The 24,695-nt window shown below is 72.9% G+C and carries 25 protein-coding genes and 2 pseudogenes; 12 read left to right on the top strand and 15 right to left on the bottom strand.

Annotated elements, in window-relative coordinates; translation table 11 throughout:
• Positions 1-130: 130 nt before the first annotated feature.
• The 6 genes from D9753_RS27315 to D9753_RS27340 all read left to right on the top strand — a co-directional run bounded on the left by D9753_RS27315 (position 131) and on the right by D9753_RS27340 (position 4,926).
• Complete coding sequence (locus D9753_RS27315) at positions 131-364, top strand: acyl carrier protein (protein WP_121789419.1); 234 nt, start codon at positions 131-133, stop codon at positions 362-364.
• Between the two features lie 58 nt (positions 365-422).
• A complete protein-coding gene (locus tag D9753_RS27320; RefSeq protein ID WP_240468298.1) occupies positions 423-1,496 on the top strand; it encodes an SAM-dependent methyltransferase in 1,074 nt (357 codons plus the stop codon).
• A complete protein-coding gene (locus tag D9753_RS27325; protein ID WP_121789420.1) occupies positions 1,496-1,882 on the top strand; it encodes a cupin domain-containing protein in 387 nt (128 codons plus the stop codon). The genes D9753_RS27320 and D9753_RS27325 overlap by 1 nt, the downstream gene beginning before the upstream one ends.
• Positions 1,879-2,967, top strand: a complete 1,089-nt coding sequence (locus tag D9753_RS27330; protein WP_121789421.1) for a pyridoxal phosphate-dependent aminotransferase — start codon at positions 1,879-1,881, stop codon at positions 2,965-2,967. Before D9753_RS27325 ends, D9753_RS27330 begins: the two co-directional genes overlap by 4 nt.
• Before the next feature lie 67 nt (positions 2,968-3,034).
• On the top strand, positions 3,035-4,078 hold the full coding sequence (locus D9753_RS27335) for a methyltransferase (RefSeq protein WP_163010805.1): 1,044 nt from the start codon (positions 3,035-3,037) through the stop codon (positions 4,076-4,078).
• Positions 4,075-4,926 (top strand): hypothetical protein, encoded by an 852-nt coding sequence (locus tag D9753_RS27340; protein WP_121789423.1) that lies wholly within the window; start codon positions 4,075-4,077, stop codon positions 4,924-4,926. The genes D9753_RS27335 and D9753_RS27340 overlap by 4 nt, the downstream gene beginning before the upstream one ends.
• A gap of 165 nt (positions 4,927-5,091) precedes the next feature.
• Here D9753_RS27340 and D9753_RS27345 read toward each other — a convergent pair whose 3' ends face one another.
• The 4 genes from D9753_RS27345 to D9753_RS38755 are packed head-to-tail and all read right to left on the bottom strand — an operon-like array spanning position 5,092 to position 8,901.
• A complete protein-coding gene (locus tag D9753_RS27345) occupies positions 5,092-5,814 on the bottom strand; it encodes a thioesterase II family protein (RefSeq protein ID WP_121789424.1) in 723 nt (240 codons plus the stop codon).
• Positions 5,811-7,205 (bottom strand): class I adenylate-forming enzyme family protein, encoded by a 1,395-nt coding sequence (locus D9753_RS27350; protein WP_121789425.1) that lies wholly within the window; start codon positions 7,203-7,205, stop codon positions 5,811-5,813. The genes D9753_RS27345 and D9753_RS27350 overlap by 4 nt, the downstream gene beginning before the upstream one ends.
• Positions 7,202-7,750, bottom strand: coding sequence for a polyketide synthase (locus tag D9753_RS27355; protein ID WP_121789426.1), 549 nt, complete (start codon positions 7,748-7,750; stop codon positions 7,202-7,204). The genes D9753_RS27350 and D9753_RS27355 overlap by 4 nt, the downstream gene beginning before the upstream one ends.
• Entirely contained in the window at positions 7,747-8,901 is a 1,155-nt protein-coding gene (locus D9753_RS38755) for a beta-ketoacyl synthase N-terminal-like domain-containing protein (RefSeq protein WP_276209446.1), read from the bottom strand. The genes D9753_RS27355 and D9753_RS38755 overlap by 4 nt, the downstream gene beginning before the upstream one ends.
• 268 nt (positions 8,902-9,169) lie before the next feature.
• Between D9753_RS38755 and D9753_RS27365 the strand changes: the two genes are divergently transcribed.
• Positions 9,170-9,967, top strand: coding sequence for an HAD family acid phosphatase (locus D9753_RS27365; RefSeq protein WP_121789427.1), 798 nt, complete (start codon positions 9,170-9,172; stop codon positions 9,965-9,967).
• Positions 9,968-10,094: 127 nt separating this feature from the next.
• Here the strand turns inward: D9753_RS27365 and D9753_RS27370 are convergent, their stop codons facing one another.
• The 5 genes from D9753_RS27370 to D9753_RS27390 all read right to left on the bottom strand — a co-directional run bounded on the left by D9753_RS27370 (position 10,095) and on the right by D9753_RS27390 (position 14,633).
• Positions 10,095-10,949 carry a hypothetical protein gene (locus D9753_RS27370; protein ID WP_121789428.1) on the bottom strand — a complete coding sequence of 285 codons (855 nt, stop codon included), beginning with the start codon at positions 10,947-10,949 and terminating at the stop codon, positions 10,095-10,097.
• Positions 10,946-11,515, bottom strand: coding sequence for a SigE family RNA polymerase sigma factor (locus tag D9753_RS27375; RefSeq protein ID WP_121789429.1), 570 nt, complete (start codon positions 11,513-11,515; stop codon positions 10,946-10,948). Before D9753_RS27375 ends, D9753_RS27370 begins: the two co-directional genes overlap by 4 nt.
• A gap of 207 nt (positions 11,516-11,722) precedes the next feature.
• Complete coding sequence (locus D9753_RS27380; RefSeq protein ID WP_121789430.1) at positions 11,723-13,177, bottom strand: peptidoglycan D,D-transpeptidase FtsI family protein; 1,455 nt, start codon at positions 13,175-13,177, stop codon at positions 11,723-11,725.
• 138 nt (positions 13,178-13,315) lie between these two features.
• Positions 13,316-13,786, bottom strand: coding sequence for a GNAT family N-acetyltransferase (locus D9753_RS27385; RefSeq protein WP_121789431.1), 471 nt, complete (start codon positions 13,784-13,786; stop codon positions 13,316-13,318).
• Positions 13,787-13,862: 76 nt separating this feature from the next.
• Positions 13,863-14,633, bottom strand: coding sequence for an IclR family transcriptional regulator (locus tag D9753_RS27390; protein WP_121789432.1), 771 nt, complete (start codon positions 14,631-14,633; stop codon positions 13,863-13,865).
• A gap of 131 nt (positions 14,634-14,764) precedes the next feature.
• Between D9753_RS27390 and D9753_RS27395 the strand changes: the two genes are divergently transcribed.
• Positions 14,765-16,294, top strand: coding sequence for an aldehyde dehydrogenase (NADP(+)) (locus D9753_RS27395; protein WP_121789433.1), 1,530 nt, complete (start codon positions 14,765-14,767; stop codon positions 16,292-16,294).
• A gap of 40 nt (positions 16,295-16,334) precedes the next feature.
• Here the strand turns inward: D9753_RS27395 and D9753_RS27400 are convergent.
• Positions 16,335-16,606, bottom strand: a pseudogene (locus D9753_RS27400) (MFS transporter); the annotation flags it as partial.
• Here D9753_RS27400 and D9753_RS27405 point away from each other — a divergent pair.
• From D9753_RS27405 to D9753_RS27420, 4 genes and pseudogenes are all read left to right on the top strand, one after another.
• A pseudogene (locus tag D9753_RS27405) lies at positions 16,604-17,480 on the top strand (GlxA family transcriptional regulator); the annotation flags it as partial. The pseudogenes D9753_RS27400 and D9753_RS27405 overlap by 3 nt on opposite strands.
• A complete protein-coding gene (locus D9753_RS27410) occupies positions 17,477-17,983 on the top strand; it encodes a GNAT family N-acetyltransferase (RefSeq protein WP_205614277.1) in 507 nt (168 codons plus the stop codon). The pseudogene D9753_RS27405 and the gene D9753_RS27410, both read left to right, overlap by 4 nt.
• Positions 17,984-18,058: 75 nt before the next feature.
• The gene (locus D9753_RS27415) at positions 18,059-18,778 is read left to right on the top strand and encodes a DsbA family oxidoreductase (protein WP_121789434.1); all 720 of its coding nucleotides are present in this window, start codon (positions 18,059-18,061) and stop codon (positions 18,776-18,778) included.
• A 95-nt stretch (positions 18,779-18,873) separates the two neighbouring features.
• The gene (locus tag D9753_RS27420) at positions 18,874-19,935 is read left to right on the top strand and encodes an aminotransferase class V-fold PLP-dependent enzyme (protein ID WP_121789435.1); all 1,062 of its coding nucleotides are present in this window, start codon (positions 18,874-18,876) and stop codon (positions 19,933-19,935) included.
• Between the two features lie 63 nt (positions 19,936-19,998).
• Here D9753_RS27420 and thpD read toward each other — a convergent pair whose 3' ends face one another.
• From thpD to D9753_RS27445, 5 genes are all read right to left on the bottom strand, one after another.
• Positions 19,999-20,892 (bottom strand): ectoine hydroxylase, encoded by an 894-nt coding sequence (thpD, locus tag D9753_RS27425; RefSeq protein WP_121789436.1) that lies wholly within the window; start codon positions 20,890-20,892, stop codon positions 19,999-20,001.
• A gap of 6 nt (positions 20,893-20,898) precedes the next feature.
• On the bottom strand, positions 20,899-21,333 hold the full coding sequence (locus tag D9753_RS27430) for an ectoine synthase (protein ID WP_121789437.1): 435 nt from the start codon (positions 21,331-21,333) through the stop codon (positions 20,899-20,901).
• Positions 21,334-21,352: 19 nt separating this feature from the next.
• Entirely contained in the window at positions 21,353-22,624 is a 1,272-nt protein-coding gene (ectB, locus tag D9753_RS27435; protein WP_121789438.1) for a diaminobutyrate--2-oxoglutarate transaminase, read from the bottom strand.
• 13 nt (positions 22,625-22,637) lie between these two features.
• Positions 22,638-23,156, bottom strand: coding sequence for a diaminobutyrate acetyltransferase (gene ectA / locus D9753_RS27440; RefSeq protein WP_121789439.1), 519 nt, complete (start codon positions 23,154-23,156; stop codon positions 22,638-22,640).
• A gap of 308 nt (positions 23,157-23,464) precedes the next feature.
• Positions 23,465-24,565 (bottom strand): aminotransferase class V-fold PLP-dependent enzyme, encoded by a 1,101-nt coding sequence (locus D9753_RS27445; protein ID WP_121789440.1) that lies wholly within the window; start codon positions 24,563-24,565, stop codon positions 23,465-23,467.
• Positions 24,566-24,695: the final 130 nt, after the last annotated feature.

Below are 24,695 nucleotides of genomic sequence, written 5' to 3' on the forward strand. Positions count from 1 at the left end.
ATTCGGGGCCTCAATCGTGAGCCGCGATGACACGGGGGAATCCCTCTTGACCGACGACGGTGTGAGAACACGTCCGCAACCGCATCCCACGACGCATTCCGACGCGTCCGCCTCCAGGCCCTCGCCGACGATGACCGACCAGGTCAGGGCCGCTTGGACCGACGTACTCGGGCATGACGACTTTGACGACGACACCCCTTTCCTCGAAGCGGGCGGCCATTCCCTCAAAGCCGCGCAGGTGCTGATCCGGCTTCGCCGGCAACTCGGTGTACGCCTGCCCAACCGGCTTTTCTTCGACCACCCCACCGTGCGCGAACTGGCGGCTGCCGTGGAGCGTATCGCCACCACGTCCCCCCTCACGTGATCTGCCGCACCGTGACCCGAATGTCGTCGGCCCCGACTGAATCAGGAAGGCTCTTCTTGTGACCGCTCCCGTTTCCCGCGACGGCATCCAAGAGGCAAGCGACAGTGTTCTCCTCCCCGCGGACTGGCGGGGAGGCGCGAAGACCCCGCTCGACGCCGACACCGCGTTCAACGGATTCATCTCCACCAACGTCGTCTTCGCCCTGGAACAACTGGGCCTGTTCACCTGGTTCGAGGAAAACGGCCGGCTCGACGTCCCGGATTACTGCCGGGCGCGGCAACTGGACGAAACCGTTCTCCGCCGGCTGCTGTCCGCCGCGGAGACATTCGGGTATCTCGTCCTGACCGGCGACACGGTCGCGCCCACCCCCGCCTGGGACGATCTCCGCCGCAAAATAGGGTTCTTCACCTGGGGAGTCGGCGGATACCACGACGTGTTCGCGAACGCCGCGTCCATCACGCGCGGAGAGCGCGTCTTCGGCACGGACGTCCGGCGCGACGAGGGCATGGTGGCGCTCGGCTCCGCCCAGGCCGACCTGGCCCTGATGCGGCACATCCTCGACGAGCAGATCGCCGAACTCGACTTCTCCGTCCTCGCCGACCTCGGCAGCGGCATCAGCGAGCGCGTGTCCCGGCTGGTGAAGTCCCGCCCCGGCGCCCGCGGACTGGGCCTGGACATCAGCGCCTCGGCCACGCGGCTGGCCGCCGGCACCGTCGCACGCCACGGCCTGACCGACCGCGTCCAGCCCATCTGCGCCGACGTCCTCGACGTCCTCTTCCGGGGCCGCCGCATCGAGGGCGCCGACGGGGTCGACGTCGCGATGAGCTTCATGTTCCTGCACGACCTGCTGGTCGACCCGCGCACGCGCCGGGACGTCATCCCGGCGCTGCGCAAGGCGTTCCCCCACGCGCACACCTTCCTGCTCGGCGACACCACCGTCCGCCCGCGCGGCGAGGGCGACACCCTGCCGGTGTTCTCCACCGGCTTCGAGCTGGCGCACGCCCTGATGGGCGTCCCGATCTACACGCGCGAGGAGTACGAGAACCTCTTCCGCGAAGGCGGCCTGCACCTGCGCCGGACCATCCCCTTCGGCGCCCCGCACACCTACCTCTTCGTTCTGGAGGCCCAGTGATGAGCGACCGACGTCCGGGCGAGGCCGAGATCATCGGGGACCTGCCCATCCCGCTCGCCGTGGCCGGCCATCACCAGCCCGCGCCCTTCTACCTCACCGCCGACATGTTCGGCGGCCTGCCCGTGCAGCTCGCCGGCGGTGAACTCACCGCGCTGATCGGCAAACCCGTCGCCGCGCCGCACACCCACCCGGTGGACGAGCTGTACCTGCTGGTCTCCCCGAACAAGGGAGGAGCCCGCATCGAGGTCCAGCTCGACGGCGTACGGCACGAGCTGCTCTCACCCGCCGTGATGCGCATCCCGGCCGGCAGCGAGCACTGCTTCCTGACCCTGGAGGCCGAGGTCGGCAGCTACTGCTTCGGCGTCCTGCTGGGTGACCATCAGTGACCCCGCCCCCCACCGCCGACGGGAACGCGACACCCGCCGGCCCCGGACAGCCGTTCAACACGCGCGTCGCCGGGGCCGACGACCTGATCCGCCTGCACCTCAGCGAAAGCCCCTACGGCGCCGGCAAGGCGGCCCTCCGGGCGGCCGAGCGCGAGCTGGCCCGGGTGAACGTCTATCCGGACCCCGAGCGCCACGACCTGGTCCACGCCCTCGCCGAGCACTGGGACGTGACCCCGGACCACATCGCCGTCGCCAACGGCAGTGACGAACTCGTCCTGGCCACCGCCCTCACCCTCGGCGACCGCACCCGGCCCGGCCTCGTCACCGACGGCACGTTCCCCGGCTACCGCACCTGCCTGGAACTGACCGGACGCGGCTGCACCGCCGTACCGCCGGCCGGTACGGACATCGACGTGGACGCGTTCGCCGCGCGGCTGCCCGGGCACGGGATCGGCTACCTCTGCAACCCGCACAACCCCAGCGGCGCGGCCCACACCCGCGAGGAGCTGGCCGCGCTGGCCGACGCCGCCACGCGCAGCGGGGTCCCGCTGGTGTTCGACGAGGCGTACATGGAGTTCGCCGGGCCCGACGCCCCGCAGACCCGCGACCTGCTGGGCGGGGACGCGCCGGTCCTCGCGCTGCGCACCTTCTCCAAGGCCTACGGACTGGCCGCGCTGCGCGTCGGCTACGCCGTCGGCCCGCCCGCGCTGATCGCCGTACTGCGCCGGACGCTGCGCGCGCTGCCGTTCAGCGTGAACCGGCTCGCGCAGGCGGCGGCCGTCGGAGCCCTCGGCGAGCGGGACTTCCTGGACGGGGTGCGCCGGTCCACCGCCGAGCGGCGTCGCTGGTTCACCGCGGAACTGGACCGCCGCGGGCGCGCCCACCTGCCCTCCGTCACCAACTTCGTCGCGGTCGCCGCCCGGGACTGCACGCTCGCACAGGACCGCCTCGCCGCCGACCACGGAATTCTCGTTCGCAATGCGGGGCTGTTCGGATTTCCCGGATACCTGCGCACGTCGCTCGGCACCCAGGAAGACCTCGTCCGGTTCCTCGACGCCCTCGACGAGATCGAGAGAACCCCCTGAAACGCCTCCCGTATTTCTCGGGGAAGCCCGGCGAAAACGCTGAACGAGAACGACAAGGAGCAATTGCGTGTTCCGTCAAGACCCGTTGAACACGATCCTGGCGCTGGGCTCCGGGTTCACGCCCACCGCCGTGCGTGTGACCGCCACCCTGCGCCTGCCGGACCTGGTGGAGCAGGGGCACCGGACGGTGTCCGCCCTGGCCGCCGAGACCGGCACCGACGAGCAGTCCCTGGGCCGCGTCCTGCACTACGTCAGCCTGCTCGGCCTGTTCACCCGGACCGAGGCCCCGGAGGGCGGGGAGACGGCCTACGAGCTGACCGACGTGGGCCGGGTGCTGCTCGGCGACCACCCGGGCAACCTCCGCCGCTGGCTGGACTACGAGGACCCGAGCCGGGCGATGGAGGCCCGCTTCGAACCGGCCATCGGGCTGCTCATGGACGCCGTACGCACCGGTGCGCCGGTGTACGAGCAGGCGCACGGCCGGCCCTTCTGGGCGGACCTGGAGGCCCACCCGGACATCGAGAAGTCGTTCAACGCGGGCATCGCCCGCATCGCCAACCGGCTCGTCCCCGAACTCGCCCGCAGCTACGACTGGTCCTCCGTCCGGCACGTGGTCGACGTCGGCGGCGGAAACGGCTCCCTGCTGCTGAAGCTGCTCACCGAGCACCCGGCGCTGCGGGGCACGCTGCTGGAGCTGGAGAGCGTGATCGAGGAGGCCAGGGGGACGGTGAGCCCGGTGGCCGGCCGCTGCGAGCTGGTGGCGGGCAGCTTCTTCGACCCGATGCCGGCCGGCGGCGACGTCTACCTGATCGCCAACACCCTGCACAACTGGAGCGACCGCGACGCCGGCCGCATCCTCGGCCGCTGCGCCGAGGCCCTGGAGCCCGGGGGCCGGGTCGTCGTCGTGGAGCGGCTGCTGGACAGCGGCAAGGATCCGGTGATGGCGAGCTACGCCGACCTGCTGATGCTGGTGCTGCTCGGCGGGCGCGAGCGCAGCCAGGAGGACCTGCGCACCCTCGGCGGCGCGGTGGGCCTCACCCTCACGGACGCGAGGAAGTTCGAGCTGCCCGGTCACTGGCTGATCGAGTTCACCAAGGGAGGGACACGGTGAAGCGCTCGCTGAACCCCGACGAGCCCAACGCGCTGCTGTCGTACGACTTCGACCGGGGCAGCAACTACGAGAGCGTCCTGCACCTCACCGAGGCCCTCGGCGCGCTGGTCCCGGAGAGCGAGACCGAACATCCCGACCAGCGGTTCTTCCAGGTGGCGCACCTCATCACCGAGTACGCCTGGGTGCAGATCCACTACGAGCTGCGCCGCGCCCTCACCCACCTGGACCACGACCGCCACCCCCAGGCGGTACGACTGTTCGACCGGGCGACCGCGCTGAGTGAGATCACCGTGCAGGCGGTGCGCCTGATCACCGACCACCTGCCGCAGCACGGCCTGCTGATGATGCGCAACGCCCTGCCCGAGGACGCCACCGGGCTCGACTCGCCCGGCTACCGCAACCTGCGGCGCGTGGCCCGGCCGGTGTGGAAGGCGTACGAGCAGGCGGTGGAGCGCGCCGGGCTCTCCCTCCAGGACCTGATCGCCCAGCAGGACGACGGCCGCACCGGCCCCGCTTCGCCGCAGGCGCAGACCCTTGCCCTGGTCCGCGAGGCGATGCTGCGGCTGGACGGCAGTGTCCTCGGCTGGAAGCAGCACCACCTGATCATGGTGTGGTCCCAGCTAGGCGGCCAGCCCGGTCTGCGCAAGGAGAGCGCCGAGACGGACGCGGCCGGGCTGCCGCAGAGCCTGGGCGGCCGGTCACTGGCGACGCTGGAGGCCCGCTCCCAGCTCACGCTGTTCCCGGAGCTGTGGCGGGCGGCGGAGGAGGCCTACTGGCTGCTCGGCACCCGGCACGACACCGACGCCCCGGTGCGCGGCGGCGGGAACGGCTGCCCGGTGCGGCACTGACCGGACCGTACGGACGAGGCCGCCACCCCTCCGCGGGGCGGCGGCCCGCTCGCTGCCCTGGCCCCCCGCCCGCCGGTGGTCCTCGCGGCGCGGTCCGGAGCCCGTCGGTGGTCCGTCCGGCGGTGGTTCCGGGCCGGACGGTGGCTCGTCGTCCGGGTTCCCCTGTCAGTGGTCCGCCGGCCGGTGGGCGAGGTCCAGGAGGCGGGCCGTGACCTCCTCGAAGCGCTCGTGCGGGAAGAAGTGGCCGCCCTCGAAGCCCTCGACGCGGTGCTCCCCGCGCGTGTAGTGCCGCCAGCCGGCCATCACGTCGGGCGGGGTGTCCGGGTCGCCGGTGCCGTACCAGCTGACGAGGTCGCTCTCCAGCGGCTCGGGCACGGGGTCGGGACGGTGCCCGGCGACCAGCGCGAGGTCGCCGCGGATGACCGGCACGAACTGGTGCCGCATCGGGGACCTGCGCAGCTCCGGCGGGATGCGGCCGTGGCCGGCGAGCGCGTCGAGGAGGGCGTCGTCGTCACCCGGGCCGAGCAGCGGGCCGTACGGGGAGTCGCCGAGCAGATGCGGCGGGCGGGTGGCGGCGACGACGACGAACGCCGGGGCGGGCCGGCCGAGCGCGCGCAGGGCGCGGGCGGTCTCGTAGGCCAGCAGACCGCCCATGCTGTGGCCGAACAGCGCGTACCGGCCGGGCGGTTCGACGCGGTGGGCGAGGTCGGCGGCGGCCTCCCGCAGCGTCGCCGGCCGGGACTCGCGGGAGCGCAGGCCCCTGCCCGCGATCTCCAGCGGCAGCACCCGCACCCGCGGGGGCGTCTCGCGCCGCCAGCGCACGAAGCTGCGGGCGGAGCCGCCGGCGTGCGGCACGCAGTACAGGGTGAGCGGTTCCGGCGCCGTCACTTGTGGTGCTCGCCGGCGCGCAGGGGCTGGATGCGGACGGCCAGCGGCAGTTCGTTGCGGGTCAGCAGGGACCGCAGGTGCCGCCGCAGCTCCGCCTCCGAGGGGGGTGCGGCGGCGTCCACGTAGACGTCGAGTTCCACCACCGCGGAGTCGTCGTCGGCGCCGGTGATCCTGGTCGCGGCGCGGACCACGCCGGGCAGCGACTCGGCGGCCCGGCGCACGGTCGCCGTGGACACCTTCTCGCCGCGCACCACCGCGAAGTCCGACGAGCGGCCGTGGACGTACACGTACCCGTCGTCGTCCACGTGCCCCATGTCGCCGGTGGCCAGCAGGTCCGGCTCGATCAGATCGCCGCGTTTGGACGGCGCCGGCTCGCCGACCCGGCGCCGGTAGACGGTGTCGGAGCGCACCAGCAGCTCCCGCTCCCCGGTGTCGGCGGGCCGGGTGAGGACCTCGACGCCGTCCAGGGGCAGCCCGACCGAGCCGTGCCGGTGCGGGGGTTCGCGGTGCGCGGCGAGCGTGGACACGCGCGGCCCGGCCTCGGTGAGCCCGTAGGTCACGTACAGGCCCAGCTCCGGATTGAGCTTGAGCAGCCGGGAGACGTACGACGGGTCGAGGGCCTGACCGCCGACGGTGAGCGTGCGCAGTGGCGGGGGCAGTTCACCGCCGGCGGTGACGACCGACTTCACCAGGCTCGGGGTGAGGGAGGACAGGGTGACGTTCCGGGCGGTGACCGTGTCCAGGTAGTCGGCCACCGAGAACGGCGGTCCCGCCATGACCAGGCGGGAGCCGCTGACCAGCCCGCCGAGGACCTGGGCCACCAGGGCGAAGGAGTAGTAGACGGGCAGGCTGACCAGCGCGGTGTCGGCCGGCCGCTGGCCGATGGAACGGCTGTGGCGGCCGGCGTTGCGCAGCAGGGCGTCCATCCGGTGCAGACAGCCGGTGGCCATGCCGGAGGTGCCGGAACTCATCAGGATGACCCGGCCCGGCCCGTGGTGCCGGTACGGCCAGTCGGTGAAGACGCCGATGTCGGCGCCGCCGGCGCGGGTGACGCCGGTGACGCCCTCGGTCCTGACCGCCGCCCGCACCAGCGCGCAGGCGCCCAGCTCGCGGGCCACCTCACGGACCCGGCCGGCCGGGGTCGAGGGGGACAGCAGCACGGGCGTGTGCCCGGCGAGGGAGACGGCGAAGAAGAACCGCAGGGCGCGGACGCCGTTCGGCAGGGCGATGACGACGACCGCGCCGGGCGGGGCGGGCAGTGCGGCGAACCGGTCCACCAGAGCGGTCGGTTCAGGCGGGTCCTGGGTCGGCGACACCTCTTCGGTACGGGTGAGGAAATCGCCGACCGCGGTGGGGTCGAGGTGCTGCTCCGTCATGTTCTGCGCGGTCATGTTCTCCGGGGCCTCCGCGTGGGCGCCGGCCCACTGACGACCAGGCAGTGCGCCTGGTGCTTGCCTTCGTCGGTCGTGGTGTGGGTGACGACCAGGACGTGCGCCGCGCCGGGCGGGTCGCCGAACAGCCAGTCGCCGCACAGGGCCCTGGCCGGCGCCACGGCCGCCGCGAGCGGCATGGGCAGCATCGACACCGGCCCGTGGAAGCCGAACGCCGAGCAGACCGTGCCGGCCAGGGAGCCAGGCCCGGCGCCGGCGAACCGCATGGGGGAGAGCCGGCCGCGCGGGACGGCGTCGGCGAGCCCGCGCAGGGTGTGCCGTGCGGCGTGCTCGCTCACCCCGATCAGGCCCACCTCCGCGGGCCGGTCCGGTGCGGCGTCCCCGCACTCCGCCAGGGCGGCCGCCACCGCCTCGGCCAGCAGCCAGGCCACCGGGTCGGCGTAGACCCCGGCGATCCGGCGCCGGACCGTGCCCGGGTCGTCGGTCTCGACGGTGGCCGCGCCGGTGACCACGGCGCCCTCGGGGCACCACTGGGTGCGGTTCACGCGGTACTCCCTTCCGGTGCCGCGAGGACGAGGCAGGTGTTGAAGCCGCCGAAGCCGAGGGTGAGGCTGATGCCCAGGGAGCCGGTGACCTGGCGGCCGGCGCCGGCCGCCAGGGGCACGGTCAGCTCGGGCATGACGGCGCGGGTGTTCAGGACCGGGGGCACGCTGCCGTGGCGCAGCGCGAGGAGCAGGGCGATGGCCTCCAGCGCGCCGGTGGCGCCGAGGGTGTGGCCGAGGGCGGGCTTGGTGGCGAAGACGACCGGGTGCGGGGCGGTGCCGAAGACGGTGCCGTAACAGGCCGCCTCCGCCGTGTCGTTGGCGCGGGTCCCGGTGCCGTGGGCGTTGACCACCGCGATGTCGCCGGGGCCGGCCCCGGCCCGGGCCAGGGCGTGCCGGACGGCGAGGACCGCTCCGGCTCCGGTCTCGTCGGGGGCGGTCGGCCCGGTGCCGTCGTTGGAGGCGCCCCAGCCGGCCAGCTCGGCCAGGACGCGGGCGCCGCGGGCCGCGGCGGCGGCCGGGGTCTCCAGCAGCAGGAAGCCGGCGCCCTCGCCGAAGAGGGTGCCGTCGCGGCCGGTGTCGAAGGGGCGGACGGTGCCGGAGGCGGAGAGGGTGCCGAGCGCCTGGTGGCCGAGGAGCTTGCCCGCGGTCAGCAGGTCTATGCCGCCGCACAGGCAGCGCTCGGCCTCACCGCGGGTGAGCAGGGCGGCCCCGGTCAGCACCGCGTCGGCGCCGGAGGAGCAGGCGGTGCTCACCGAGACGGACCGGGCCACGCCGAGCTGCCGGGCGACCGCGGCGGTCAGGGCGTGCGGCGGGGTCTCGGCGGCGTCGTCGAGGTGGGGGCCGAGGCTGCTGCCGAGGACGAGTGCGTCGACGTCCCCGGCGGGGCAGCCGGCGTCGCGCAGGGCGGCGGACGCGGTGGTCACGGCGAGCCGGACCTGGCGCCGGGTCGGGGTGCGGTCCTGGCCGTCGTCCGTCAGCAGGGCGGCGGCGGGCGCGGGCAGCGGGCCGTCGTCCGGGAGGGGCCGTATTCCGCTGCGGCCGTCTCCCAGGTGCTGCCAGACCTCGTCGAGGCCGTCTCCGAGCGCTGTCGTCCAGCCCATTCCGGTGATGCGTACGGCCCGGTCGCGGTCGGTGACGCGGAAGCCCCCCAATTAATCCCCCAAGTGCTGTGAGAAATGCGCCGGTCCGAGCCCTGTATGGCCACGATCTGCCGATCGGGATTTTATTTGCAATACGAAATCTTATGTTAAACGACGGGGTTATGGGGTGGCAAGAGAAGTGGGCCGCGAGAGACTGACGGGCCGTCAGCAGCCCGTGTGTGCGTATCGATCGGGTAAAAGACCTCGCCGTCCGTGTGTGATGCGCGTAGACAGTGCGTGACCTGGTACATCACTCTCATCCACCAGACCCGGAGAATTCATGAGGAAGTCCCTCAAGGCGGCCGCCGCCGGCGCCGCCTGTGTCGTCGCCGGTGCGGCGCTCTACGGCGCGGGCGCGGCCACCGCCGGTCAGTCGACGGCGAACTCCACCCACGAGCCCTACAACATAGGCCTCTTGGTGAAGGACATCGACACGTACTACGGCACCGCCGCGGACAGCCAAGGCGTCTACCAGGCGTCCCCCGACAGCCCGTACGCCAAGGACCTGGCGCGCATCGACGCCGCCGCCACGTCCGCCATCGACAAGGCCGCCCGCAAGGCGCACCACCGGGGCGAGAAGCCGGCCGTCGTCTTCGACATCGACGACACGCTGCTGCTCAGCCTCGACTACGAGAAGCGCTACAACTACACGTACAACGGCACCACATGGGCCGACTACGTGAACCGCGCCGACCGCCCGGCCGTCTTCGGCAGCCCGGAGCTGGTGCGCTACGCCGCGTCCCGGGGTGTCGAGGTGTTCTACAACTCCGGTCTCAGCGAGGCCCAGCGCACCGCCGCCGTGCAGAACCTGAAGAAGGTCGGCGCCGATGTGAACCTCGACGCCGACCACATGTTCCTCAAGGACAAGGCCGCTCCGCCGGCCTATCTGAAGGACTGCGCCACCCCGGGCACCTGGACCTGCACGACCGTGCAGTACAAGGCGGGCACCCGCAGGCACATCGAGAAGGACCTCGGGTACGAGATCATCGCCAACTTCGGCGACCAGTACTCGGACCTGGACGGCGGGTACGCGGACCGCACCTACAAGCTGCCGAACCCGACGTACTTCGTCTCCTGACGGGTCGTCCCCCGTCCGCTCGGCGGTAGGTCCTGAGCAGCCTTTCGTACTCGGCTCCCGTCACCGGCAGCACCGTGCCGTGGCGGGGGCCGGCGGGCGGCTCGCAGCCGGTGGACGGGGGCCCGGCTCAGGAGCCGCCGTCGCCGTCGCGGTGCGGGGCGAAGTCACCGGCCACGGCGTGGCCGTGGCCGTCCGCCGTGCCCGTCATGGTGTACGAGTCGTCCTTGGCGTCCCGGCCGCCGCGCGCGTGGTCGTACTGCCCCGCGAACACCCACCGGCCCGCCGGCACCGTACGGCCCGCCTTCAGGGTCCAGGTGTAGACGAGGAAACCGTCCCGCTCCTCGACGCTCTGGCTGAAGTCCGCCTCGGGAAGGGAGCGCCAGGCGCCCGTGGACGTCACCCCGCCGGTCTGCGCGACCTTCAGCCGGACGGTGAGGGCGGTGAGCGGCTCCGTCGTCCTCAGGGTCAGATTGCTCTGGGCCCAGAAGTCGTTGCTGTGGGCGTCCACGGAACCGTCCGACCACAGCGGGCCGTCCTGCTCGGCGCGCGCCGCCGGCGGCCGGGCCGGGGCGGTGGCGCCCGGCATGCGGGAAGGGGGCGGCGCCGGCGTGCGGGACGGCCCGGTGCCGTGCCCGCCGGGCGTCGGGCGCGCCGGGGCGGAGGGCCGGGCCGGCGCGTCCGGGGACGGGGTGGGCGTGGCGGACGGCGACGCGGCCACGGTCCGCCGCACCGGCGGTTCGTCCTTCACCGCGGACGCCACCGCGTACCCGCCGACCGCGAGCACCCCGGCCACCGCGGCGGTGGCGGCGGCCACCCGGAACCAGCCGGACGCCGGCGGCCGTCCGGCCCGGTGGCCGGACCGGGACGGCGCGGCCATGCCCCGCTCCATGCGCGCCAGGATGCGCGCGCGGTCGGGCTCGTGGGCCCCGGCCGCCTCGTGCAGCCGGGCGCGCAGCTCGTCGTGCACGTCCTGCTGCCTCATCGGTTCCTTCCTCCGCTCTCGCCGCCCCGGACCGCCATCGCCGCGTGCACCCGCCGCGGATCGTGCCGCGGGCCGAGCAGCCGCTGGAGTTCGGCCATGCCCTTGGACGTCTGGCTCTTCACCGTACCCACCGACACCCCGAGCGCCAGCGCGGTGTCCTTCTCCGACAGGTCGAAGGCGTGCCGCAGCACCACGCACGCCCGTTTCCGGAACGGCAGCCTGCGCAGCGCCTCCTGGACGTCCACCGCACCGGCGACGTCCGGTCCGTCGGTGCGCTCCTCGCCGCGCGACCAGAAGAGCGCCATCCGCCGCCGCTCGCGCACCGCGCTGCGGATCCGGGTGCGGGCCAGGTTGGCGACCACGCCCCGGGCGTACGCGGCCGGATGGTCGGCCGCCCGCACCCGGTCCCAGCGGTGCCACAGCGCCAGCAGCGCGTCCGCCGCGAGGTCGTCCGCGGCGTCCGCCTCGCCGGTCAGCAGATGCGCGAGCCGGGCGAGTTCGGCGTAGTGCCGTTCGAAGAAGGCATGGAACTCCACGGAGGCGGCGTCGTCCACGACTGTGCCCACGGGTGACCTCTTCTCGGTGCGGCTCTGTGAGTGTCATGTGAATGACATGCGAGGGTCCGGAGGAGCGCCCGGACGGAGATCCGGAAGCGTAGCAGTGATCGTTTCGCGTTCTTGTGCGGGGGGCCGGACGCCATGTGGCCGGCCGAACCCGACTGTGGCACACCGAGACCCCCCCGCACGAGGGGGCGAACGCACCGCGCGGACCGCCTACTTCAGCGCCGCCCGCATCATCGCCCGCGCGACCGGCGCCGCCAGCCCGTTGCCGCTGACCTCCGAGCGCGCCGCGTCCGACTGCTCGACCATCACCGCGACGGCGACCTCCTTGCCGTCGCTGTCGGACCTGCCGTACGAGGTGAACCAGGCGTACGGCGTCTTGCTGTTGTTCTCGCCGTGCTGGGCGGTACCGGTCTTGCCGCCGACGGTCACCCCGTCGATCAGCGCGTTCGTGCCGGTGCCCTCCTTCACCACCGTCTCCATCGCCGACCGGAGCTGCTCGGCGGTGGCGGGGCTGAGGACCTCCTCGGTGCCGGCGTCTTTGTCGTAGTCCTTCACCACATCACCGCCGCTGTCGGTGGTCCGCGACACCATGTGCGGCGAGACCAGCTTGCCGCCGTTGGCGATGGTCGCGGACACCATGGCCATCTGGAGAGGAGTGGCGGTGACGTCGAACTGGCCGATGCCGGACAGCGCCGTCTGCGCCTTGTCCATCCCGGAGGGATAGACGCTGGCATAGGCCCGTACCGGCACGTCCCGCCGGTCGTCGTCGAAGCCGAACTTCTCGGCCATGGCCCGCACCTTGTCCTGCCCGAGCCGGACGGCCATGTGGCCGAAGACGTTGTTGCAGGAGTACTGGAGGGCGACACGGATGGAGGCGTTCCGGCACGGAGCCGACCTGTTCTCGTTCGCCAGTACCCGCACCGTGCCCGGCAGCGTGTAGGGGTCGGGGCTGTCGGTGTGCTCGTCCACGTTCCGGTACAGCCCGTCCTCCAGCGAGGCGGCGGCCACGACCAGCTTGAACGTCGAGCCCGGCGGCAGCGGCTGGCGCAGCGCGCGGTTGGTGAGCGGCTTCTCCTTGTCCGCCGTGAGCCGCTTCCAGGCGGCGCCGGCGGTGTTTGCGTCGGTGAGGGCGGAGGGATCGTACGACGGCGTCGAGACGACGGCGAGGATCCTGCCGGTCCTCGGGTCGAGCGCGACGGCCGCGCCCTTGTTGTCACCGAGCGCGCGGTAGGCGGCCTTCTGCACGGCCGGGTCGATCGTCGTGATGACGTCGCCCGGATCGGCGCGCTCCCCGGTGACCGTGTCCAGCACGGTCTTGAGCTGGTTGTCGGTGCCGTTGAGCAGGTCGTGGTAGACGCCCTCCAGTTGGGTGGGGGCGTAGGCCTGTGAGGCGTAGCCCGTCACCGCCGCGTAGAGCCTGCCGTCCGTGTACGTCCGCCTGTACGCGAGGTCGCTTCCCTTCGTCCGGGCCGAACCGGTGATCGCGTTCCCGGCCACGATGATGTTCCCCAGGGGCCGCGAGTACGTCTCGATCGCGTTCCGCCGGTTGTCGTTGTCGTCCGCGAGGGCCTTGCCGTCGTAGAACTGCACCCAGGTCGCCCTGACCAGCAGAGCGAGCACGAGCAGCAGCGCGAAGACGGACGCCCGCCTGATCGTTGTGTTCATCCCGCCCGGAAGACGAGCGGGGCGGGGCAATCGTTCCCGTACGCCCCCTTTTCTCATGCCCCGTTCATCCTGGAAGGCCGGTTCCTGCATGTCCTCCCCGGTCCCTCGCCCCGCTCAGTCCCCCAGTCCCCCAGTCCCTCAGTCCCCCAGGACGAGGACGACCTCCTCGATCTCATGGCCCCGCGCGTTCGCGAACCCCTGGGCTCGGGCCGTCTCCCGGAAGCCGCACTTCGCCAGCACCCGCAGGGAGCCGGCGTTGTCGGCCGCGGCCCGCGCGTACAGCGGCCGTTCGGGCACCTCGGCGAGCAGCGCCCGCAGGGCCGCCGTCGCCAGTCCCCGGCCCCAGTCGGAGCGGTCGATCCAGTACGTCACCTCGCGCCCGCCCGGCTCGCCGTAGACGGCCGCGCTGCCGGCCACCCGCCCGTCGGCGAGCACCGTGCGGGACACGGCGTCGGACGCCCGCAGCCGCTGCCACCAGGCGTCGAAGGCGGCCCGGTCGCCCTGGACGTCGAGGCCGAAGGCGGCCATCCGGAGGGACTCCGGGTCGGTCATCTGCCGGAAGAACACCGGCAGGTCGTCGTCCTCGACAGCGCGCAGCACGATCTCCATGGGGCCCGAGCCTACGACCCCGCGGGCGCCCGGGGCCGACGGACGCGGCGGGGGCCCCGGCTCGTGGTGTCGGGGCTCAGAGCCTGCGGGTCGCCAGCGTCAGCCGGTCCCGCGCGTCGAACAGCGCGTCCTTGATCAGTTGTTCGTGGGCGGGGGTCAGCCGGGCCACCGGCACCGAGCAGCTCATGGCGTCCCGCGCCGGGGTGCGGTACGGGATCGCCACGCCGAAGCAGCGCAGGCCCAGCGTGTTCTCCTCGCGGTCGACCGCGAAGCCCTGCTCCCGCACCTGGTGCAGCTCCTCGATGAGCTTCTCCCGGTCGGTGATGGTGTGTTCGGTGAGCGCGGGCAGCGTCTGCGGCAGCAGGGCGCGGACCTGCTCGTCGGTGCAGGTGGCGAGGATGGCCTTGCCCAGGGAGGTGGAGTGGGCGGGCAGCCGGCGGCCGACGCGGGTGAACGGGCGCAGGTAGTGCTGGGACTGGCGGGTGGCGAGGTAGACGACGTTGGTGCCGTCGAGCCGGGCCAGGTGGATGGTCTCCGTGGTGTCGTCGGAGAGCCGGTCCAGGGTCGGGCGGGCGGCGGCCACCACCTCGTCGCCGTCGATGTACGACGTGCCGACCAGCAGCGCGCGCACCCCGATGCCGTACCGCGTGCCCGTCGCGTCGGTCTCCACCCAGCCCAGCTCCACGAGTGTGCGCAGCAGCATGTACAGGCTGGACTTGGGGTACCCCACCGCCTCCTGGACGGCCGCGAGGGAGTGCATACCGGGCTTGCCGGCGAAGTACTCCAGCAGTTCGACCGTCCGTACCGCGGATTTGACCTGCGCCCCGCCTGTCTCGCCAGCCGACATCGCGCTTGACCCCTTCAATCGCCGGGAAATAGTCTCCGAGCAGCGTATTCATCATCAGAGACAGTGTTCAGTATATCGAACGCGGCTGATGGTTGACCCAGTATTGCGGCCTTAACTGGAGGGACCCCGCGGTGGTATCAGCACCAGTCTGGAGCGTCGACCCGCGCACCGGGAAGCAGCGTGAACAGGTTGCGGTGGAGGCCACGGCCCAGGAGGTGGACGCGGCGGTCCGGGCGGCCGGTGCCGCGCGCGGCACCCTCGCCGACCGCGCGGTCCGCGCCGCCTTCCTGCGCTCGGCCGCCGCGGACCTGGAGGCGGCCCGGGACACCCTGGTGGAGACCGCCGACGCCGAGACCGCGCTGGGCCCGGCCCGGCTCACCGGCGAACTCGCCCGCACCGCCTACCAGCTACGGGCCTTCGCCGACATCGTCGACGAGGGCGCCTTCCTCGACGTCATCATCAACCACCCCGACGACACCGCGACCCCGCCCGTCCCCGACCTGCGGCGCTACAAGGTCCCGCTCGGCGTCGTCGCCGTCTACTCCGCGTCCAACTTCCCCTTCGCCTTCTCCGTCGCCGGCGGGGACACCGCGAGCGCGCTGGCCGCGGGCTGCCCGGTCGTCGTCAAGGCGCACCCCGACCACCCGGCCCTGTCCGAACTGGTCGCCGGGGTGCTGCGCCGGGCCGCCGCCGGGCACGGCATCCCCGAGGGTGTCGTCGGCCTCGTGCACGGCTTCGAGGCGGGCCTCGAGCTGATCCGGCACCCGCTGGTCGCCGCGGCCGGCTTCACCGGTTCGGTACGGGGCGGCCGGGCGCTCTTCGACGCCGCCGCCGCACGTCCCGTGCCGATCCCCTTCCACGGCGAACTCGGCTCGCTGAACCCGGTCCTGGTGACCGAGGCCGCCGCGGCCGAGCGGGCCGAGGAGATCGGCGGCGGGCTCGCCGGGTCGATGACCCTCGGCACCGGCCAGTTCTGCGTCAAGCCCGGCCTGGTGCTGGTGCCGTCCGGCACGGGCGGCGACCGGCTCGTGAAGTCGCTGGCCGACGCCGTCGGCGACACCGAGGCCGGGGTGCTGCTCGACCACCGCATGCGGGACAACTTCGTCGCCGGGGTGCGGGAGCGCGCCGGCCTGGAGGGCGTGGAGGCCCCGGTGACGCCGGGCCCGGGCGACGAGCACACGGTCAGCCCCGGGTTCCTCACCGTGCCGGCGAGCCGGCTCACCGAGGAGGGGGCGTACGACCTGCTGCTGGAGGAGTGCTTCGGACCGGTCACCGTCGTGGTCCGGTACGAGGACGACGGTGAGGCGACGGCGGTGCTGTCGCGGCTGCCGGGCAACCTGACGGCCACCGTCCAGTTGTCCTCCGAGGAGGCCGCCGGCCACGGCCGGGGCCCGGAGCTGCTCGCCGAACTGACCCCGCTGGCCGGGCGGGTGCTGGTCAACGGGTGGCCGACGGGGGTGGCCGTGGCACCGGCCCAGCACCACGGCGGTCCGTACCCGGCGACCACCTCCACGTCCACCTCGGTGGGGGGCACGGCCGTCGAACGCTGGCTGCGGCCGGTCGCCTACCAGAACGCGCCGGAGGCGTTGCTGCCCGCGGAACTCCGCGACGACAACCCCCTGAACCTTCCCCGGCGGTTCAACGGGGTACTGGAGCGCTGACCGGCGGGGGCGCGGGCCCCGCCGGCGGGGCCCCGAGTCCTCAGGAGCCGGCCGGGCCGCGCCCCAGGCGGCAGCTTAGGACGAAAGCCAGGGCGAACAGGGCCGCGGAACCGGCCAGGCTCACCCGCATGCCCGCGACGAAACCCCCAGACACCAGTGCCCCGAAGACCGCGATCCCCAGTCCGCCGCCCGCCTGCCGGGCCGCGTTGAGCACCCCGGCCGCCAGCCCGGCCCGCTCGGCCGGCACGGCGTCCAGCACACCACCGTCAGCGGCGGGATGGTCAGCGCGCAGCCGAGGGCCAGCGGGACGAGGTGGTGATCTGCGCACCCGACGCCGGACCGGTGGCCACCACCGGCACGCTGGAACTGCGGGTGCCGTACGGCCTGGAGGCCCTGCGCGGGGCGCACACCGTGATCGTGGCGGGCGCCGGCCGGCCCTTCGCCCCGGACCCGCGGGTGCTCCGGGCGCTGCGCGAGGCCGCCGCGAACGGCGTGCGCATCGCCTCCCTCTGCACCGGGGCGTTCTCGCTCGCCGAGGCCGGGCTGCTCGACGGCCGCCGGGCCACCACCTACTGGGCGCACGCCCGAGGAGATGCGGCGCCGCCACCCCGACGTCGACGTCCGGGGCGACGTCCTCTACGCCCAGGACGGCCAGTTCCTGACCTCCTCCGGCTACGCCGCCGGCATCGACCTGTGTCTGCACGTCATCCGCCCCGACTACGGCGCCGCCGTCGCCAACGAGGTCGCCCGGCTCGCCCTGGTCGCCCCCGTACGACCCGGCGGTCAGACCCAGTTCACCCACACCCCGCTGCCGCCCGAACGCGGCACCGTCTGCTCCGACACCCGCGGCTGGGCCATGCGCAACCTGGACAAGCCGCTCACCCTGACCGACCTGGCCCGGCACGCGGGCGTCTCCGTGCGCACCCTCACCCGCCGGTTCCACGCCGAGAGCGGGGTCAGCCCGCTCCAGTGGCTGCTGCACCAGCGCATGGAGCGCGCCAGGGAACTGCTGGAGACCACGACCCTGCGCATGGACCAGGTCGCCGCCGCCTGCGGTCTCGGCACCGCCGACTCGCTCCGCGCCCACGTGGTCCGCCGCACCGGCCTCACCCCGAGCGTCTACCGGACCCAGTTCGCCCGGCCCGGCGGAACCGGGCCGCGGCCGGCCACGTCCTCCGTTGCATGATCAATGACCGTGTGACAGGCGCCCGGGTGATCCGCACCGCCCTGACCGCCGAGGCCGGGACGATCGCCGCGCTGCATCACCGCGCCCGCTCGACGTACTACCCCGACGGCCTCCCGGACGACGGCACCGACTGGACCGCCGCCTGGCGTGGTGCCGTCGAGCGCCCCGACGGCCAGGTGCTGTGCGTCGTGGACCGGGGCGCGATCACCGGCGTCGCCTCCTTCCGGCCCCCGCAGGACGGCCCGGCGGACACCGTGAAGCTGTTCCAGTTCCACGTCGACCCCGACCGCTGGCGCGCCGGCATCGGTACGGCGCTGCACGCGGCCTGCGTCGAGCAGTGGCGCGCCGACGGCAGGCGCCGGGCCGTCCTCGACGTCCACGTGGACAACCACCGCGCCCAGGCCTTCTACGCCCGCCAGGGCTGGGCCCCGGACCCCGCCCATCCGCCGGCCCCCGACGACCACCACCTCTTCCTGTGCCTGCCCGTACCGGCCCGGGAATGAAACCGGCTGCTTGAAGGTTCACGTACCGATCGGGGAGCGTCCCCGCGTCCGTACGAACCGGAGAGAGCCCAAGACATGCGCGTCGAGATCTGGAGCGACATCGCCTGCCCCTGGTGCTACGTGGGCAAGGCCCGCTTCGAGAAGGCGCTGGCCGCCTTCCCGCACCGCGACCAGGTCGAGGTGGTGCACCGCTCCTTCGAGCTGGACCCGGACCGGGCCAAGGGCGACGCGCAGCCGGTGATCACGATGCTCACCCGGAAGTACGGGATGAGCGAGGCGCAGGCCGAGGCCGGGGAGGACAACCTGGGCGCCCAGGCCGCCGCCGAGGGCCTGCCCTACCGCACCCGGGGCCGCGACCACGGCAACACCTTCGACCTGCACCGCCTGCTGCACTTCGCCAGGGAGCAGGGCCGGCAGGACGAACTCGTCGACGTTCTCTACCGGGCCAACTTCGCCGAGGAGCGGTCCGTCTTCACCGAGGGCGACGAGCGCCTGGTGGAGCTGGCCGCCGAGGCCGGACTGGACGCCGGCCGGGCCCGCGCGGTGCTCGCCGACCCCGACGCGTACGCCGAGGACGTCCGCGCCGACGAGCGCGAGGCCGCCCGGCTCGGCGCGACCGGCGTGCCCTTCTTCGTCCTCGACCGCACCTACGGCGTCTCCGGCGCCCAGAGCGCCGAGGTCTTCACCCGGGCCCTGGCCCAGGCCTGGGGCGAGCGCTCCGTGCTGGAGCCGGTCGGCGGGGAGGGCGGGCAGGCCTGCGGCCCGGACGGGTGCGCGCTGCCGCCGCACCGCTGAGACCGCAGGCCGGGGCGCAGGTACAAGGACCACCAGGCGGATCCACGCGGAAAATCGCCATGGACGGGGACCCCGGGCGGCCGCACAGTGGAGCCATGGAGACCACGGAGACGTTCGAGAGCCTCGTCCGCGCCGAGTTCAGCCGGAAGAGCATCTACCTCAACACCGCGAGCAACGGTCTGCTGCCCGCCCGTACCGTCGCCGCCCTCGGGGAAGCGGCGCTGCTGCGGGCCGAGGGCCGGCCCCTGCTCCCGCTGTACGACGACGTGGAGGCGGCGCGGGCCGCCTACGCCCGCCTCGTCGGCGTTCCCGGAAGCCGCGTCGCGGCCGGCGCCTCGGTCGCCGCGCACACCGGCGTGATCGCCGCCTCGCTGCCCGCCGGCGCCGAGGTCCTCACCGCCGAGGACGACTTCACGTCCGTGCTCAACCCCTTCCATGTCCGCGGCGACCTCAAGGTCCGCACCGTCCCCCTGGAGCGGATCGCCGAATCGGTCCGGCCGGGCACCGCGCTCGTCGCGGTCAGCGCCGCCCAGTCCGCCGACGGCCGGCTCGCCGACCTGCCCGCCCTGCGCGAGGCCGCCCGCGCGCACGGCGCCCGCACCTACGTCGACTTCTCCCAGGCCGCCGGCTGGCTGCCGGTGGACGCCGGCGCCCACGACTTCACCGCCTCCGTCGCCTTCAAGTGGCTCCTCGGCCCGCACGGCGCCGCCTTCCTCACGGTCCCCGAGGACTTCGGCGGGCTCGTCCCGGTCCTCGCCGGCTGGGTCGCGGCCGAGACGCCGTGGGAAAGCTGTTACGGCCCGGTCAGCGAACTCGCCCACTCCGCGCGCCGGTTCGATCTGAGCCACGCCCTGTTCAGCTACGCCGGGTTGCGCCGTTCGCTCGAACTCATCGAGGAACTGGGGCTGTCCGCCGTCCACGCGCACACGGTGGGACTCGCCGACCGGTTCCGGGCCGGACTCGCGGACCTGGGCCATGAGCCCCGGCCGGCGCCCGGCTCGGCGATCGTCTCCGTCCCCGGACTGGGCTCCCGGCAGCAGGAGCTGAGCGAGTGGGGTATCGAGGTCTCCGACCGCGCCGGCAACCTGCGCGCGGCCTTCCACCTCTACAACACCGCCGCGGACGTGGACCGCCTGCTCCAGGCACTGGCGAGCTGACACGACCGGGCCGGGGCCTCCCCGTCCCACGGAAAGGAGGCCCCGGCCCGCTGGTCCCGCACGTCACCGTACGGGGGTGAAGTCCCGCGCTCCGATGAACTCGGGCCTCGGCACCGGCGCCGCGAACGGCTCCACCGCCGTGTTCTCCACGCTGTTGAACACGATGAAGACGTTGCTGCGCGGGAACGGCGTGATGTTGTCGCCGGAGCCGTGCATGCAGTTGCAGTCGAACCAGGTCGCCGACCCGGCCGGGCCGGTGAACAGCCGGATGCCGTGCTCGCCCGCCAGCGCGGTCAGCGCCTCGTCCGACGGGGTGCCCGCGTCCTGCATCTGCAGCGACTTCTTGTGGTTGTCCTCGGGCGCCGCCCCGGCACAGCCCAGGAACGTCCGGTGCGACCCGGGCATGATCATCAGGCCGCCGTTGGTGTCGTGGTCCTCGGTCAGCGCGATCGAGACGGACACCGTGCGCATGTTCGGCAGGCCGTCCTCGGCGTGCCAGGTCTCGAAGTCCGAGTGCCAGTAGAAGCCGCTCGCGCCGAAGCCCGGCTTGACGTTGATCCGGGACTGGTGGACGTACACGTCCGAGCCGAGGATCTGCCGGGCCCGGTCCACCACCCGCGGATCACGCACCAGGTTCGCGAACACCTCGCTGATCCGGTGCACCTCGAAGACCGAGCGGATCTCCTGGGACCTCGGCTCGACGATGGAGCGCTCGTCGGCGCGGATCGCCGGGTCGGCGACCAGCCGGTCCAGCTCACGCCGGTAGACCTCGACCTCGTCCGGGGTGATGAGCTGGTCGACGGTGAGGAAGCCGTCCCGCTCGTACGCCTGGAGTTCGGCCGTCGGCACCGGGCCCGGGGTGTCCGGGGAGCCCCAGAGGACGGGGTCCCGGCGGGGGACGGCGACCTCGCTGGTTCCACGGGTGGGGTACAGGTCGGTGACGGTCGCGGTGGTCATCGTGCGTCACACCTCCTCGGGCTCGGTGAGCTGGGGGTCCCCCCAGGCATTCGGCTCTGGGGGAGGGTAGACGCCGTTCTCGTCGTGGTCCTCCCGTCCGGTGACGGGCGGGTTGAACACGCAGATGCAGTGGAAGTCGTCCTTGACGCGCAGCGTGTGCCGCTCGTGCCCGTCGAGGAGGTACATGGTGCCGGGGGTGATCGTGTACGTCTTCCCGGTCTCCCGGTCGGTCAGTTCGGCCTCGCCCCGGGTGCAGACGACGGCCTCGACGTGGTTGGCGTACCACATCGACGTCTCGGTCCCGGCGTACAGGATGGTCTCGTGCAGGGAGAAGCCGACCCGCTCCTCGGCGAGGACGATCCGCTTGCTCTCCCAGGTGCCGGACTTCGCCCTGACGTGCCGGTCGGTGCCCTCGATGTCCTCGAACGATCGGACGATCATGCACTCTCCTCCTTGCTGGTCAGACGGTTTCCCGGACGGCGCGGGCGAGGATGCTCAGGCCCTCGTCCAGCTCCTCGGGGGTGATCGTCAGCGCGGGCATCAGCTTGACGACCTCGCTCTCCGGGCCGGAGGTCTCGATGAGCAGCCCGAGTTCGAAGGCGCGCTGGGCCACCCGGCCGGCCCGCTGCTTGTCGCGGAACTCCAGGCCCCACACCAGACCGCGCCCGCGGTACTCCCGCACGTCGGCGAGGTTCTCCTCGGTGATGGCGATCAGCGCCTGCTCGACCTGCTCGCCACGGGTCCGCGTCTGCTTCTCCATGGCCGCGCCGTCCGCCCAGTACGCCTCCAGTGCGGCGGTGGCGGTGACGAAGGCGGGGTTGTTGCCGCGGAAGGTGCCGTTGTGCTCGCCGGGCTCCCAGACGTCCAGCTCGGGCCGGAACAGGCACAGCGACATCGGCAGCCCGTAACCGCTGATCGACTTGGACACGGTGACGATGTCCGGCGTGATACCGGCCTCCTCGAAGGAGAAGAAGGCGCCGGTGCGGCCGCAGCCCATCTGGATGTCGTCGACGATCAGCAGCATGTCCTGGCGCTCGCACAACTCCTTGAGCGCGCGCAGCCATTCGGGCCGGGCGACGTTGATGCCACCCTCGCCCTGGACGGTCTCCACGATCACGGCGGCGGGCTTGTTGAGGCCGGAGCCCTGGTCCTCCAGCAGCCGCTCGAACCACAGGAAGTCCGGGACCTTGCCGTCGAAGTAGTTGTCGAACGGCATCGGGGTGCCGTGCACCAGGGGGACGCCCGCGCCGGCCCGCTTGAAGGCGTTGCCGGTGACGGCGAGGGAGCCCAGCGACATGCCGTGGAAGGCGTTGGTGAACGACACGATCGCCTCGCGCCCCTTCACCTTGCGGGCCAGCTTCAGCGCGGACTCGACGGCGTTGGTGCCCGTCGGGCCCGGGAACATGACCTTGTACGGCAGGTCGCGCGGGCGCAGCACCAGGTCCTGGAAGGTCTGGAGGAACGACCGCTTGGCCGTGGTCGACATGTCCAGGCCGTGGGTGACGCCGTCCCGCGCCAGGTAGTCGATCAACGCCCGTTTGAGGACGGGGTTGTTGTGGCCGTAGTTGAGCGAACCGGCACCGGCGAAGAAGTCGAGGTACGCATGACCGTCCTCGTCGTACATCCGGCTGCCCTGCGCGCGGTCGAAGACGGTGGGCCAGCCGCGGCAGTAGCTGCGCACCTCGGACTCGAGGGTCTCGAAGACGCTGAGGTCGGGCTGGGTGATGGTCACGGTGAATCGCTCCTCAGTGGGCGGTGGACGCGGTCAGCGGGCCGATGCGGTACAGGACTTCGGGGTCGTGCGGGCCGTCCGGGAACAGCTCGGCCGGGAACAGCACCTCGCGGGTGACCTGCGCGCCGTGGCGTTCGGCGAACGAGGTGAAGAGACGCTCGGAGGCGGTGTTGCCGGGGGTGATGGTGGTCTCCAGCGCGGTGATGCCGTGCTCGGTGACCAGCCGGCCGGCCAGGCCGTCCAGCAGGGCGGCGGCGATGCCGCGTCCCTGCTGGGCGGCGGCGACGGCCACCTGCCAGACGACCAGGGTGTGCGGGTGGTCCGGCCGCACGTATCCGGTGACGAAACCGACCGGCTCCCCGTCCGCACCGCGCGCCACCGCCGAGGTGCCGGCGAAGTCCCGGCACCACAGCAGATAGCTGTAGGAGGAGTTGAGGTCGAGGGTTTCCGAATCCTTGGCGAGACGCCAGAGCGCGGCTCCGTCCGTCGTCGCCGGCCGTTCGATGAGCAGGTCTGCGAGTGCGGCAGTCATGCGTCACGAATTTAGCGAGGCGAATTAGAAAATGCACGGGAGTGACGGGAGTGACGGAGGGTCGCTTCGGCGATATGCCCGAGATGCCCTGCAGCAAATAATGACAAAAGGGTGCATCTGTGGGTTGTGTCACAGTCCGGAAACGCCCGGAAAATCCGTTCGCAAAGTCTCTTGTTTAGCTCTGCAAAAATCGGGCAGAAGGAGACCGGAAGCTATCGCCCGCGAAATTGGCGGGAATGGTGAAGGGGAATTGAATTCACGATTCGGTGCCCCCGGGGGCAGAGCCCCCGGGAACACGTGGGCGGCGGCTAGCGCCAGGCGTCCGCCGCGGCCCGGCGGGCACCCTCGGGGTCCACGGCCAGGCCCCGGCCGGCCATGGCCCCGCCCAGAGCCGTCAGCGACTCGGTGACGGCGTCCGGGGTCGCGTCGGGCCCGTAGTGGTTGACGCGGATCATCTCCCCGGCGAGCGCCCCGCCGCCGGCGGCCAGGGGCAGGGCCGGGTCGGACCGCAGCGCGTCGGCGACCAGCTCCGAGGCGACCGTGCCCGGCGGCACCCGCAGCGTCGTCGCGACCGGCGCCGCGTCCCTCTCCTCGTACACGTACGGCTCCAGGCCCCCGCCCAGCGCCACCGCCCCGGCCCGTGCGGCCAGGGCGGCGGCCCGGTGCCGGGCCATCACCGTCGCAGGGCCCACCGACTCGATCCGCTCCAGGCACGCCTCCAGCGCCAGCATCTCGAGCTGGGCCGGCGCGTGCGGCAGTGCCGTGCGGCCGGCGTCGGTCCAGCGCTCCTTCCAGTCCAGCAGGGACAGGTAGGAGCGGCGCGGGGCGCGCGGGTTGGCGGCCATGCGGGCCCACGCCCGCTCGCTCACCGAGATCGCCGACACGCCCGCCGGGCCGCCCATCGCCTTCTGCGCCCCGATCACGCACAGGTCCACGCCCCACGCGTCCGGCAGCACCGGCTCCGCGCCCACGGAGGCCACCGCGTCCAGGTAGAACAGCGCGCCCTGCTCCCGTACCGCCTCACCGATCGCCGCGACCGGGTTGGTGTTGCCCGTCGCCGCCTCCGCGTGCACCAGGGACACGAAGTCGGTCTCCGGGTGCCGCGCGAACGCCTCCCGGACCTGGGCGGCGGTCACCGCCGTGTGGAAGGGGATGGACAGATCGTGCACGGTCGCCCCGGCGTCGCGCAGCCAGTTGCCGAAGGTCTGCCCGTACGGGCCCGTGATCACGTTCAGGGCCACCGTGCCCGGACCGGCCGCCGCGCGGATCGCGCCCTCCAGCGGCAGCAGTGCCTCGCCCTGGGTGACCAGGACGGTCTGCCGGGTGTCCAACAGCCGGGCCACCCGGTCCTCGATGGCGGCGAAGCGCTCGGCACTCAGCGGGGGAAGGTCGAGGAAGGGGTGGGTCACAGCGGTGCTCTCTTCGCTCACGAGGTTCCACGGGGGCCGCCGGAAGACGGCCGGGACGAGCGTAACTCTCCGCTCCCACCCGCTCCCCGACCGGTGACTTCCTAGGCCGGACGGCTCTGAAGTCACCGGT

The organism is Streptomyces dangxiongensis, assembly GCF_003675325.1.
In the GTDB taxonomy this organism is placed as follows: Bacteria; Actinomycetota; Actinomycetes; order Streptomycetales; family Streptomycetaceae; genus Streptomyces; species Streptomyces dangxiongensis.

Coding starts and splice junctions, on each gene's coding strand:
- D9753_RS27390 (WP_121789432.1), bottom strand. CDS start 14,633: ATGTCGGCTGGCGAGACAGGCGGGGCGCAGGTCAAATCCGCGGTACGG.
- ectA (WP_121789439.1), bottom strand. CDS start 23,156: ATGACTGCCGCACTCGCAGACCTGCTCATCGAACGGCCGGCGACGACG.
- D9753_RS27385 (WP_121789431.1), bottom strand. CDS start 13,786: ATGGAGATCGTGCTGCGCGCTGTCGAGGACGACGACCTGCCGGTGTTC.
- D9753_RS27325 (WP_121789420.1), top strand. CDS start 1,496: ATGAGCGACCGACGTCCGGGCGAGGCCGAGATCATCGGGGACCTGCCC.
- D9753_RS27420 (WP_121789435.1), top strand. CDS start 18,874: ATGGAGACCACGGAGACGTTCGAGAGCCTCGTCCGCGCCGAGTTCAGC.
- D9753_RS27315 (WP_121789419.1), top strand. CDS start 131: ATGACCGACCAGGTCAGGGCCGCTTGGACCGACGTACTCGGGCATGAC.
- D9753_RS27430 (WP_121789437.1), bottom strand. CDS start 21,333: ATGATCGTCCGATCGTTCGAGGACATCGAGGGCACCGACCGGCACGTC.
- D9753_RS27365 (WP_121789427.1), top strand. CDS start 9,170: ATGAGGAAGTCCCTCAAGGCGGCCGCCGCCGGCGCCGCCTGTGTCGTC.
- thpD (WP_121789436.1), bottom strand. CDS start 20,892: ATGACCACCGCGACCGTCACCGACCTGTACCCCACCCGTGGAACCAGC.
- D9753_RS27370 (WP_121789428.1), bottom strand. CDS start 10,949: ATGAGGCAGCAGGACGTGCACGACGAGCTGCGCGCCCGGCTGCACGAG.
- D9753_RS27415 (WP_121789434.1), top strand. CDS start 18,059: ATGCGCGTCGAGATCTGGAGCGACATCGCCTGCCCCTGGTGCTACGTG.
- D9753_RS27380 (WP_121789430.1), bottom strand. CDS start 13,177: ATGAACACAACGATCAGGCGGGCGTCCGTCTTCGCGCTGCTGCTCGTG.
- D9753_RS27410 (WP_205614277.1), top strand. CDS start 17,477: ATGATCAATGACCGTGTGACAGGCGCCCGGGTGATCCGCACCGCCCTG.
- D9753_RS27350 (WP_121789425.1), bottom strand. CDS start 7,205: ATGACCGCGCAGAACATGACGGAGCAGCACCTCGACCCCACCGCGGTC.